The sequence below is a fragment of the uncultured Phenylobacterium sp. genome, from assembly GCF_902826855.1.
GTDB lineage: Bacteria > Pseudomonadota > Alphaproteobacteria > Caulobacterales > Caulobacteraceae > Phenylobacterium.
The window spans coordinates 1-11,529 of the sequence record NZ_CADEGK010000148.1; the positions used below are offsets into that span (position 1 = coordinate 1).

Annotated in this window: 11 protein-coding genes and 1 pseudogene; 9 read left to right on the forward strand and 3 right to left on the reverse strand. The window is 69.0% G+C overall.

The window, feature by feature from the left end; genetic code table 11:
* Positions 1–83 precede the first annotated feature (83 nt).
* Complete coding sequence (locus QZV94_RS17775; protein WP_293679692.1) at positions 84–2,024, reverse strand: PAS domain-containing sensor histidine kinase; 1,941 nt, start codon at positions 2,022–2,024, stop codon at positions 84–86.
* Positions 2,025–2,144: 120 nt separating this feature from the next.
* Between QZV94_RS17775 and QZV94_RS17780 the strand changes: the two genes are divergently transcribed.
* Entirely contained in the window at positions 2,145–3,641 is a 1,497-nt protein-coding gene (locus tag QZV94_RS17780) for a CoA-acylating methylmalonate-semialdehyde dehydrogenase (protein WP_293679697.1), read from the forward strand.
* Here QZV94_RS17780 and QZV94_RS17785 read toward each other — a convergent pair whose 3' ends face one another.
* On the reverse strand, positions 3,642–3,857 hold the full coding sequence (locus QZV94_RS17785) for a hypothetical protein (RefSeq protein ID WP_293679701.1): 216 nt from the start codon (positions 3,855–3,857) through the stop codon (positions 3,642–3,644). It lies immediately after the preceding gene.
* An 88-nt stretch (positions 3,858–3,945) separates the two neighbouring features.
* Between QZV94_RS17785 and zapE the strand changes: the two genes are divergently transcribed.
* On the forward strand, positions 3,946–5,073 hold the full coding sequence (zapE, locus tag QZV94_RS17790) for a cell division protein ZapE (RefSeq protein WP_293679705.1): 1,128 nt from the start codon (positions 3,946–3,948) through the stop codon (positions 5,071–5,073).
* Between the two features lie 6 nt (positions 5,074–5,079).
* Here zapE and QZV94_RS17795 read toward each other — a convergent pair whose 3' ends face one another.
* Positions 5,080–5,961: a LysR substrate-binding domain-containing protein gene (locus tag QZV94_RS17795; protein WP_293679708.1), complete on the reverse strand. Its 882-nt coding sequence runs from the start codon at positions 5,959–5,961 to the stop codon at positions 5,080–5,082.
* 111 nt (positions 5,962–6,072) lie between these two features.
* Here QZV94_RS17795 and QZV94_RS17800 point away from each other — a divergent pair, with 111 nt between their 5' ends.
* From QZV94_RS17800 to QZV94_RS17830, 7 genes and pseudogenes are all read left to right on the forward strand, one after another.
* Positions 6,073–6,357 (forward strand): hypothetical protein, encoded by a 285-nt coding sequence (locus tag QZV94_RS17800; protein WP_293679711.1) that lies wholly within the window; start codon positions 6,073–6,075, stop codon positions 6,355–6,357.
* 123 nt (positions 6,358–6,480) lie between these two features.
* Positions 6,481–6,855, forward strand: a pseudogene (sdhC, locus tag QZV94_RS17805) (succinate dehydrogenase, cytochrome b556 subunit).
* Positions 6,855–7,238: a succinate dehydrogenase, hydrophobic membrane anchor protein gene (gene sdhD, locus QZV94_RS17810; protein WP_293679714.1), complete on the forward strand. Its 384-nt coding sequence runs from the start codon at positions 6,855–6,857 to the stop codon at positions 7,236–7,238. The pseudogene sdhC and the gene sdhD overlap by 1 nt, the downstream one beginning before the upstream one ends.
* Before the next feature lie 3 nt (positions 7,239–7,241).
* Entirely contained in the window at positions 7,242–9,029 is a 1,788-nt protein-coding gene (gene sdhA / locus QZV94_RS17815; protein WP_293679716.1) for a succinate dehydrogenase flavoprotein subunit, read from the forward strand.
* Between the two features lie 21 nt (positions 9,030–9,050).
* The gene (locus QZV94_RS17820) at positions 9,051–9,833 is read left to right on the forward strand and encodes a succinate dehydrogenase iron-sulfur subunit (protein WP_293679719.1); all 783 of its coding nucleotides are present in this window, start codon (positions 9,051–9,053) and stop codon (positions 9,831–9,833) included.
* A 66-nt stretch (positions 9,834–9,899) separates the two neighbouring features.
* Positions 9,900–11,129 carry an FAD-dependent oxidoreductase gene (locus tag QZV94_RS17825; RefSeq protein ID WP_293679724.1) on the forward strand — a complete coding sequence of 410 codons (1,230 nt, stop codon included), beginning with the start codon at positions 9,900–9,902 and terminating at the stop codon, positions 11,127–11,129.
* A gap of 103 nt (positions 11,130–11,232) precedes the next feature.
* Positions 11,233–11,529, forward strand: a 297-nt coding sequence (locus tag QZV94_RS17830) for a 2Fe-2S iron-sulfur cluster-binding protein (protein ID WP_293679728.1), incomplete at its 3' end; no start/stop codon positions are given.

Consider the following 11,529-nt stretch of genomic DNA (forward strand, 5'->3'; position numbering starts at 1 on the left):
CGCGAAGGTCGGATGGTTATGCCCTTGGTGTTGCGGCGAGCGCGTCATGACGGCGCGCCTTCTAGTGCAACTTCGTTGACGAGTCACTGTCGCGGTTGGTCCGGGAACATCCGGCAAAGCAGGCGGCCCAGCTCGGCCTGGCTGTACGGCTTGGCCAGCCGGGGCAGGTCGGCGCCCACTTCCGGCGGCAGCTCGGCGTAGCCGGTGGCCAGCACCACCGGCAGGTCGGGATGGCTGAGCCGGATATCCTCGGCCAGCTGGTGGCCGGTCTTCTCCGGCATGGCGTGGTCGGTGATCACGAGATCGACGTGTTGCTGGCGCAGCGCCGCCAACGCCTCCTCGGCGGAGGCCGCCGAGATCACCGTATGGCCCAGGTCCTCCAGCATCGCGGTGGTGTTGAGCAGCACCAGCGGATCATCGTCCACCGCCAGCACCACGCGGGGCTCCACGCCGGCTTCGGGCGCCCCGCCGGCCGACGTCGGCTTGACCTCGCCGAGCGCGTCTGCCTCAGGCAGCCAGATCTCCACCCGCGTACCGCAGCCCGGTTCGCTGGCGATCACCATGCGCCCGCCCGACTGCTCGGCCAGGCCATGCACCATGGACAGGCCGAGGCCGGTGCCCTTGCCGACCCCCTTGGTCGTGTAGAAGGGCTCGGTCGCCCGGGCGAGGGTCTGGGGATCCATGCCCGTGCCCTCGTCGGTGACGCTGAGCCGGACGTACCCGCCCGGCGGCAATGTCGTGTCCGAATTCCGGGGCACGGCCACGGCCTCGCCTTCGATGGTGATCTGGCCGCCGCCCGGCATCGCGTCGCGCGCGTTCACCGCCAGGTTCAGGAGCGCGGTCTCCAACTGGTTGGGGTCGGTGAAGACGGGCGGCAGATTGCGGGGGAAGCGGCTGACGAGCTTTACCGCCGGGCCCAGCGAGCGCTCCATCAGGCCAGCCATTCCCCGCACCAGGCCCGCCGCGTCCACGCCTTCCAGGCTCAACTCCTGCTTGCGCGCGAAAGCCAGCATGCGCTGGGTCAGCGCCGCGCCGCGCTCTGCGCCCTGCACCGCGTTCTCGAGAAGCGCGTGGGCGCGAGGGTCGGCCGGCAGTCGCTTGCGCAGGAGCTCCAGGCTGCCCAACACCGCCATCAGGAGGTTGTTGAAGTCGTGCGCAACGCCACCGGTCAACTGGCCGAGCGCGTCCAGCTTCTGGGACTGCATCAGCGCCTGGCGGGCCTGCTCCAGCGCCCGCTGGGCTTCCATGCGCTCGGTGATGTCGCGGGTGATCTTGGCGAAGCCGATCACCTCGCCCGAATCGTCGCGGATCGCGTCGATGACGACGTGGGCCCAGAACCGCGAGCCGTCCTTGCGGACCCGCCAGCCCTCCTTCTCGAACCGGCCCTCGGCCATGGCGGCGCCTATGGCGCGCGCCGGCTCACCTGTCTCGCGGTCGCCTTCGGTGTAGAACCGGCTGAAGTGGTGGCCGATGATCTCGGCCGGGGCGTAGCCCTTGATGCGCTGGGCGCCGGGATTCCAGCTGCTGACCCGACCGTCGCGGTCCAGCATGTAGACCGCATAGTCGGTGACGCCCTGCACCAGCAGCCGGAACTGCTCCTCGCTGCGGTGCAGGGTCTCCTGCGCGGCTTTGCGCTCAGTCAGGTCGCGGGTGATCTTCGCGTAGCCCACCAGCTCGCCCTCAGGGGTGCGAATCGGGTCGACGAGCACATGGGCCCAGAAGCGCGCGCCGTCCTTGCGGATCCGCCAACCCTCGGTCTCGAAGCGGCCCTCCTCGGCGGCGGTGCGCAGCGTGCGGGCCGGGGCGCCGGCGGCGCGATCCTCCTCTGTGTAGAAGCGGCTGAAGTGCTGGCCGATTATCTCACTGGCCGCGTAACCCTTGAAGCGCTGGGCGCCGGCATTCCAGCTCGTGACCCGGCCGGAGGGGTCCAGCATGTAGATGGCATAGTCGGTGATCGCGTCGACGAGCACGCGATAACGGGCGTCGTCGTTCCCGTCTGCTTCGAGATTGGCCGCGCGCGCCATTGCACCCCCTGGGGCCGAGGAGACCCCAACCACGTCTAGCGCACGGATTGGCCGCGAGTTCCACGAAAGTGGCCGGACGCCCCTCTAGGCGAGGGCGGCCCGCCGGCCTAAAAGCCGCCCATGCGCGAGATCACCCACTTTATCGACGGCGCCTCGGTCGCCGGAACCAGCGGCCGCTACGGCGAGGTGTTCAATCCCAACACCGGAGAGGTCCAGGCGCGCGTCGCCCTGGCCAGCGACGCCGAAGTCGCCAATGCGGTCGCCGCGGCGCTCCGGGCGCAGCAGACCTGGGCGCTGGTGAACCCGCAGCGGCGGGCGCGGGTGATGTTCGAGTTCAAGCGGCTGATCGAGCGCGACGTCGACAGCCTGGCCGAGCTCCTCTCCTCCGAGCACGGCAAGGTCATCGCCGACTCCAAGGGCGACATCCAGCGCGGCCTGGAGGTGATCGAGTTCGCGTGCGGCATCCCGCACCTCCTGAAGGGCGAGTACACGGAGGGCGCCGGCCCCGGCATCGACGTCTATTCGATGCGCCAGCCGTTGGGTGTGTGCGCGGGCATCACGCCGTTCAACTTCCCGGGCATGATCCCGATGTGGATGTTCGGCATCGCGATCGCCACCGGGAACACCTTCATCCTGAAGCCGTCGGAGAAGGACCCGACGCTCCCGGTGAAGCTGGCCGAACTGATGATGGAGGCGGGCGCGCCGTCCGGCGTGCTGAACGTCGTGCACGGCGACAAGACCGCCGTCGACGCCCTCCTCGACCACCCCGACATCAGGGCCGTCAGCTTCGTCGGTAGTTCCGACATCGCCCAGTACGTCTATTCCCGCGGCACGGCCGCCGGGAAGCGGGTGCAGGCCATGGGCGGGGCCAAGAACCACGGCCTGATCCTGCCCGACGCCGACCTGGAGCAGGCGACCAAGGACATCATCGGCGCGGCCTACGGCTCGGCCGGCGAGCGGTGCATGGCGCTGCCGGTGGTGGTGCCCGTCGGCAAGAAGACCGCCGACGAGGTGCGCGAACGCGTGCTGGCCGAGATCGACACCCTGAAGGTCGGGCTGTCGAACGATCCGGCGGCGCAGTACGGCCCGGTGGTCAGCCAGGCGCACAAGGACAAGATCGCCGGCTACATCGGCCTGGGCGTCGAGGAAGGCGCGGAGCTGGTCGTCGATGGCCGCGGCTTCTCGCTTCAGGGCTACGAGAAGGGGTTCTTCATCGGCCCCACGTTGTTCGACCACGTGAAGCCCACGATGAGGACCTACCAGGAGGAGATCTTCGGCCCGGTGCTGCAGATCGTCCGGGCCGAGACCTTCGAGGAGGCGATCGCGCTCCCCTCCAACCACCAGTACGGCAACGGCGTCGCCATCTTCACCCGCAACGGCCGCGCGGCCCGCGAGTTCGCGGCGCGGGTGAACGTGGGCATGGTCGGCATCAACGTGCCGATCCCGGTGCCGGTGGCCTACCATTCCTTCGGCGGCTGGAAGCGCTCGGCCTTCGGCGACGCCAACCAGCACGGCATGGAGGGCGTGCGCTTCTACACCAAGGTCAAGACCATCACCGCCCGCTGGCCGGAAGGCGCGGTCGAGGACAGCGCCTTCGTGATCCCGACCATGCGGTGATCAGGACCGGCGGCTGATCTGGTCCTTGGTGGCCTTGCGGGTCTTGGTTCCCTGCAGGCGGCTCTCCGGGCTGTCCTCGCCACGTCGAGCATGGTTGCCCCCATGGACAGCGCCGGCCTCGGGCTCGCCCCAGTCGTTTTCGGGCCGGTCGGCCTCGCCGATGCGGGCAGGGTCGAAGCCGTTAGCCTGAGGGGTGGGGACGTTGCGTTCAGCCATGGGTATCTCCCGATCTGAATGATCCAACCCCTGGCGGGCGCACCCCGTTCCTTGCGCTCGCCCTCGCCGACAGCTAGGCGGGTGGACCATGCCGTCCGCCCTTCGAGCCGCCTACGAGGCGAAGATCGCCGCCGGGGAGCTCCAGGCGGACCCGGCGCAGGCCGCGGCCCTGGCGCCGCTGATCCGCCTCGAGCTCGAGCTGCGCGACGACGACGAGCCGGAGGGCGGCATCCTGGCGATGCTGCGCCGCCGCTCGGTGCGCGAGCGGCCCAGGGGCGTCTACCTGATCGGCCCGGTGGGCCGCGGCAAGTCCATGCTGATGGACCTGTTCTACGAGACCGTCGACGTGCCGAAGAAGCGGCGCACCCACTTCCACGTCTTCATGGGCGAGATCCACCGGCTGATCGACAGCTGGCGCAAGTCCGACCGGTCCGGACGCAAGGCGGCCTTCGACCAGCACAAGGGCGACGACCCGATCCCGCCGGTGGCCGACGTGGTGGCGGGCCAGGCGCGCCTGCTCTGCTTCGACGAGTTCCAGGTCACCGACATCGCCGACGCCATGATCCTGGGCCGGCTATTCACCGCCCTGTTCGACCGCGGCGTGACCCTGGTGGCCACCTCCAACCGCCTGCCGGACGAGCTCTACAAGAACGGCATCAACCGCCAGCTCTTCCTGCCCTTCATCGACCTCCTGAAGTCCAAGGCCGAGGTGGTGACGATCGCCGGGCCGCACGACTACCGCCTCGACCGGCTGCGCGCCGCGGGCACCTGGTACTCACCCATCGACGCCGAGCACGAGGAGGCGGTGGGCCAACTGTGGCGCGACATGCTTGGGCCGGAGGACGAGGACGGCGAGACCATCGAGGTGCTGGGCCGCAGGATCTTCTTTCCCAACGCCGCCGGCGGCCTGCTGCGCGCCGACTTCGAGGAACTGTGCGCCGTACCGCTCGGGCCGAACGACTATGTGGCCATCGCCGAGCGGTTCCACACGGTGTTCATCGCCGGCGTGCCAAAACTCACCCCCGCCCGACGCGAGGAGGCGCGGCGGTTCGTGGTCCTGATCGACGCCCTCTACGAGGCCCGGACCCACCTGATCATGCTGGCCGACGCCGAGCCGACCGAGCTCTACCCCAAGGGCGACGGCGCCTTCGAGTTCGAGCGCACCGCCTCGCGCCTGCAGGAGATGCGCTCCGCCGACTGGCTGGAAGACCGTTAGCGGCCGCTATCCCCGCAGGCTCTCCACCAGGTCCCGCGCATAGGGCCGCAGGGCCTCGCCGGCGCGGACGACGATGGTGAGTTCGCGGAGCGCCCAGTCGTCGGTGAGGTCGATGACGGCGAGCGACATCGACTTCTCGGCCCGCGCCGCCGTCGTGGCCGGCACCACGCCCACGCCGACGCCGGCCTCCACCAGCCGGCAGACCGCATCGAAGCTGCGCAGCTGGACGCGGAGCTTCAGCGGCCGGCCCTCGCGCGCGGCCTTCGCCGTGAGGAAGCGCTGAAGGGAGGCCGAGCGCTCCAGGCCGACAAGGTCGTAAGCCAGGACCTGGGCGAAGCTGACGCTCGATTGGACAGAGAGCGGATGGCCGGGGGCGGTCACCACGACAAAGCGGTCGGAGCGGAACGGGAAGGTCTGCAGGGCGCCGACGTCGACGGTGCCGGCCACGATGCCCACGTCGCCGACGCCCTCGGCGATCAGGCCGACGATCTCGTCCGAGAGCCGCTCCTCCAGGTCGACGCTGACGTGCGGGTTGGCGGCCAGGAACGACGACAGGGCCTCGGGGAGGAATTCGGTCAGGGCGTTGGTGTTGGCCAGCAGCTTCACCTCGCCGGAGAGGCCGCCGGCATAGGCCGCCAGGTCCTCGCGCATCCGCGCCGACTGGTCGAGCAGGACCCGCGCATGCTTCAGCAGCATCCGCCCGGCCGGCGTGGGCGCCACGCCCTGGCGCGAGCGGGTCAGGAGCGGCGCGCCGAGGACGGCCTCCATGTTGCGGATCCGGGTCGAGGCCGCCGCCAGCGCCAGCGCGCTGTTCTGGGCGCCGGCGGTGATCGAGCCCGCGTCCACCACCTCGCAGAACAGCCTCAGGTCGCCGAGGTCAAACCGCACTTCTGGGCATTCCTTCGTATTTCGCGAAGGGAACCTAGAATATTGACGCATTGCGCCCAAGGAATATTCGCAGAGACTTCGGCATCGGCGAAGCCATCTCAAGGCGGTTGCATGCTCACGTACCTGGTCGAACGCAAGATCCCGGCGGCCTTTCGCCACGAGGATCCCGCCACGTTCGCCCTCCACGCCCGTTGGGCGGCCGACGCCTACCGCGCCGTCGGCGCCTTCTGGCTGGGCGGGGTCATCACCGACAACGGCATGTTCAGCCTGGTCACGGCCGAGCAGGAGCAAGACCTGCTGCAATACGGCCGGTCGCTCAACTTCCCGGACGGCGACATGGTCCTCCGCCGCGTCATCCGCCCGATCGGGCCGTTCTCGGCGCAGCCGCGGGGGTAACATGTTCATCCATCACGCCTGCATCGCGTTGACACACCTCAGGCGGCGCTTAAAACCGACAGGGCCGAGGGCATGGGGGCCTTAAGAATGACATCCGTACCGCGTGGTCCGGCCGACAGGCCGATGTCGCCGCACCTCCAGGTGTGGCGGTGGCACGTCACCATGCTCACCTCGATCCTGCACCGGATCACCGGCAGCGCGCTCTACGCGGCGGGGCTACTGGCCGCGCTCTAGGCGATGGCGCTGGCCGGTGGGCCTGAGACCTACGCCCTGTTCCTTGGCGTGATGGGTTCGTGGCTCGGCAAGATCGCGCTCCTGGGCTTCACCGGCGCGTTGTTCTTCCACCTGGGCAACGGCGTCCGCCACATCATCTGGGACTTCGGCCACGGGCTGGCCAAGGAGGATGCGAGCGCTTCGTCCTTCGCCGTCCTCGGCTTCGCCATCGCCGGCACCGGCGCGGTGTGGGCGATCGCCTTCATGATGGGGCTCGTTGTCTGATGTCGTTCCGCACACCCCTCTCCCAGGCCCGCGGCCTGGGCTCGGCCAAGCACGGGGTCGGCCACTGGGTCTCCGAGCGCGTCGCCGCCATCGCCCTGGTCCCGCTGGTGCTCTGGGCCGTCTACAGCGTCCTGGTCCTGGCGCCGCTGGACTACTACGCCGCCGCCGCCTGGGTCTCCGATCCGCTGAACGCCACGCTGACGATCCTGACGATCGCGATCTCCTTCATGCACATGCAGTCGGGGGTGCGGGTGATCATCGAGGACTACATCTATTCCCACTTCAACAAGGCCGCCGCGCTCCTGCTGAACCTCTTCGTCAGCGGTCTGGCGGGCGCCTTGGCGGTCATGTCCATCCTCAAGGTCGCGCTGGGGGGCGCCTAACCCATGGCGACGTACGAGTTCATCGATCACCGCTACGACGTCGTCGTGGTCGGCGCCGGCGGGTCCGGCCTGCGCGCCGCCCTGGGCTGCGCCCAGGCGGGGCTGAAGACGGCCTGCATCACCAAGGTCTTCCCGACCCGCTCGCACACCGTGGCCGCCCAGGGCGGGATCTCGGCGTCGCTGGGCAACATGGGCGAGGATGACTGGCGCTGGCACATGTACGACACCGTCAAGGGGTCGGACTGGCTGGGCGACCAGGACGCCATCGAATACCTGTGCCGCAACGCCCCGGCCGCGGTCTACGAGTTGGAGCACTGGGGCGTGCCCTTCTCCCGCACCGAGGACGGCAAGATCTACCAGCGCGCCTTCGGCGGCATGACCAAGAACTACGGCGAGGCCCCGATCCAGCGCACCTGCGCGGCGGCCGACCGCACCGGCCACGCCATGCTCCACACGATGTACGGCCAGTCCCTGGCCAACGCGACGGAGTTCTTCATCGAGTACTTCGCCCTCGACCTGATCATGGACGAGGGTGTGTGCCGGGGCGTCACCGCCTGGAAACTGGACGACGGCACCCTGCACCGGTTCCAGGCCCAGATGGTGATCCTGGCGACCGGCGGCTACGGCCGCTCCTACTTCTCGGCGACCAGCGCCCACACCTGCACCGGCGACGGCGGCGGCATGGCGCTTCGGGCCGGCCTGCCGTTGCAGGACATGGAGTTCGTGCAGTTCCACCCAACCGGGATCTACGGCTCGGGCTGCCTGATCACCGAGGGCGCCCGCGGCGAGGGCGGCTACCTGACCAACTCCGAGGGCGAGCGGTTCATGGAGCGCTATGCGCCCACCGTGAAGGACCTGGCGCCGCGCGACATGGTCAGCCGCGCCATGACCATGGAGATCCGCGAGGGGCGCGGGGTGGGGCCGAAGAAGGACCACATCTTCCTGCACCTCGACCACCTGGACCCGAAGATCCTGCACGAGCGCCTGCCCGGCATCTCGGAGAGCGCCAAGATCTTCGCCGGCGTCGACGTGACCAAGGCCCCGATCCCGGTGCTGCCGACCGTGCACTACAACATGGGCGGGGTGCCGACGAACTTCTACTCCGAGGTGGTGACCAAGGCCGGGAAGAATCCGGACCAGGTGGTGCCGGGGCTGATGGCGGTGGGCGAGGCGGCCTGCGTCAGCGTGCACGGCGCCAACCGGCTCGGCTCCAACTCATTGATCGACCTGGTGGTTTTCGGACGGTCGGCGGCGCTGCGGGCGGCGGACATCCTGAAGGCCGGGGCGACCCAGCCGGAGCTGAAGCCGGCCATGAGCGACTGGCATCTGGACCGGCTGGACCGGTTCCGCAACGCCAACGGCGGCACCCCCACCGCCGAGCTGCGGCTGGAGATGCAGATGGCGATGCAGGAGGACGCGGCCGTCTATCGCACGTCCACCGCGCTCGCCTCGGGTGTGAAGCGCATGCAGGCGGTGCAGGCCAAGCGCGGCGACCTGAAGGTCACCGACCGCTCGATGGTCTGGAACTCCGACCTGATGGAGACCCTGGAGCTGGACAACCTGATCGGCCAGGCCGTGGTCACGGTGGTCGGCGCCCACAACCGCACCGAGAGCCGCGGCGCCCACGCGCACGAGGACTTCCCGGACCGCGACGACAAGACGTGGATGAAGCACACCCTCACCTGGTTCGACGACAAGACCGGCAAGGTGAAGATAGACGACCGCCCGGTGCACAACTTCACCCTGTCCAAAGACATCGACTACATCCCGCCCAAGGCGCGGGTGTACTGAGCCGGAAGGAAGACAAGACAGATGGTCCAGCTTCGGCTTCCCAAGAATTCCCGCGTCACCGGCGGCAAGCACCATCCGGCCCCGGCCGGATCGGGCAAGACCAAGACGTTCAAGATCTACCGCTACGATCCCGACAGCGGGCAGAACCCGCGGTGGGACACCTACGACGTCGACCCGACCCAGTGCGGGCCGATGATCCTCGACATCCTGATCCACATCAAAAGCACGGTGGACCCGACGCTCACCTTCCGGCGCTCCTGCCGCGAGGGGATCTGCGGGTCCTGCGCCATGGTCATCGACGGGCGCAATGCGCTGGCCTGCCTGCAGGGCCACGACGACTGCAAGGGCGACAAGATCTCCATCGGCCCGCTGCCGCACATGCCGGTGGTCAAGGACCTGGTCCCGGACCTGACGCTGTTCTACGCGCAGTACGCCTCCATCGAGCCCTGGCTGCACACCGAGACCCCCGAGCCGCGCACCGAGTGGAAGCAGTCCCCCAAGGACCGCGAGAAGCTGGACGGGCTCTACGAGTGCATCCTCTGCGCGTGCTGTTCGACCAGCTGCCCCAGCTACTGGTGGAACCAGGAGAAGTACCTGGGCCCCGCCGCCCTGCTGCACGCCTACCGCTGGATCATCGATTCCCGCGACGAAGCCACCGGCGCGCGGCTGGACGAGCTGGAGGATCCCTTCAAGCTCTACCGCTGCCACACGATCATGAATTGCGCCCAGGTCTGCCCGAAGGGGCTGAACCCGGCCAAGGCGATCGCCGAGATCAAGATCATGCTGGTGGACCGGGTGGTCTGATCCCACGGCGCTCGCCTGACGGGGCGTTAAGTTGACGCCTCTGTCACTTTTGGGCATCGGAGAAGCATGAGCGGGACCGCACATGTGGTGATCGTCGGCGCGGGCCATGCTGGCGGCACGGCCGCCGCACTGTTGCGCCAGTACGGTCACGCAGGCCCCATCACCCTGATCGGGACCGAGCCGCTGCCGCCCTACCAGCGCCCGCCCCTCTCCAAGGCCTGGCTGAAGGGTGAGGCCGACGCCGATTCCTTGGCGCTGAAGCCGGTAGCGTTCTACGCCGAGGCCGACATCGACTTCCGCGCCGCCACGACCGTGACCGCGATCGACCGCGGCGCCCGGACACTCGCCCTCTCCGACGGATCCAGCCTCGCCTACGACACCCTGATCCTGGCGACCGGGGCGCGGGCGATCGCCCTGCCGATCGAAGGCGCGGAGCTCGCGGGCATCCTCTCTCTGCGCAGCGCCGCCGACGCCGAGGCGCTGAAAGCGCAGGTGGGGCCGGGCAAGACCCTGGCCGTCGTCGGCGGCGGCTACATCGGCCTGGAGGTCGCCGCGTCGGGTCGGGCGCTGGGGGCGGAAGTGGTGGTGCTGGAGCGCGAGCCCCGCCTGCTGGCGCGGGTGGCCTGCGAAGCGCTGTCCAGCTTCTTCCACGGCTATCACGTCAAGCACGGCGTGCGCTTCGAGCTGGGCTGCAGCGTCACGGCTTTCGAGGGCCGGGGCGGCCACGTCACCGGCGTGAAGCTGGCGGATGGCCGTACCATCACCTGCGACGCCGTCGTGGTCGGGGTCGGCGCCCACCCCAACGACGAGCTGGCCAAGGACGCGGGCCTGGACTGCGCCCGGGGTGTGGTGGTGGACCTGGACGCGCGGTCGGTGACCGACCCGGCGATCTTCGCCATCGGCGACGTGGCGCACCGGCCGATGCCCATCTACGACCGCATGTTCCGGATGGAGAGCGTGCCGAACGCCCTGGAGCAGGCCAAGCAGGCCGCCAGCGCCATCACCGGCCGTCCGCGCCCGGCGGGGGAATGCCCCTGGCAGTGGTCCGACCAATACGACCTGAAACTGCAGATCGCCGGCTACCCGTTCGACGCCGACGAGATCCTGCTGCGCGGCGATCCGGCCACGGCCAAGTTCGCCGTCTTCCACCTGAAGGGCGACCTGGTGCAGTCGGTGGAGGCGATCAACTCGCCGCCCGAGTTCATGATGGGCAAGACACTCATCCTTTCCCGCAAGCCCGTGAACAAGGCGAAGCTTGCGGACCCGTCCATTTCCATGAAAGAGGTCGCCGCCTGACGGGCGCGTCCGATGATGAGATCGAATTCAGCAAAGACGCGCCCTGATTTTGGATTGGAATCCGTTCCCGTAGCGGGAACGGGGGGCGGCGTGTGAGGGGCGTATGGCCAAGATCACCTACATCGAGCACGACGGAACCGAGCACGCCATCGACGTGAAGGCCGGCCTGTCGGTCATGGAAGGCGCGGTGAAGAACAACATCCCCGGCATCGACGCCGACTGCGGCGGCGCGTGCGCCTGCGCCACCTGTCACGTCTATGTGCGCGAAGACTGGCTGGCCAAGACCGGCGAGCGGTCGGCGATGGAGGAGTCCATGCTCGACTTCGCCGAGGGCGTGATGGAGAACAGCCGCCTCTCGTGCCAGATCAAGGTGAGCGACGCCCTGGACGGCCTGGTGGGG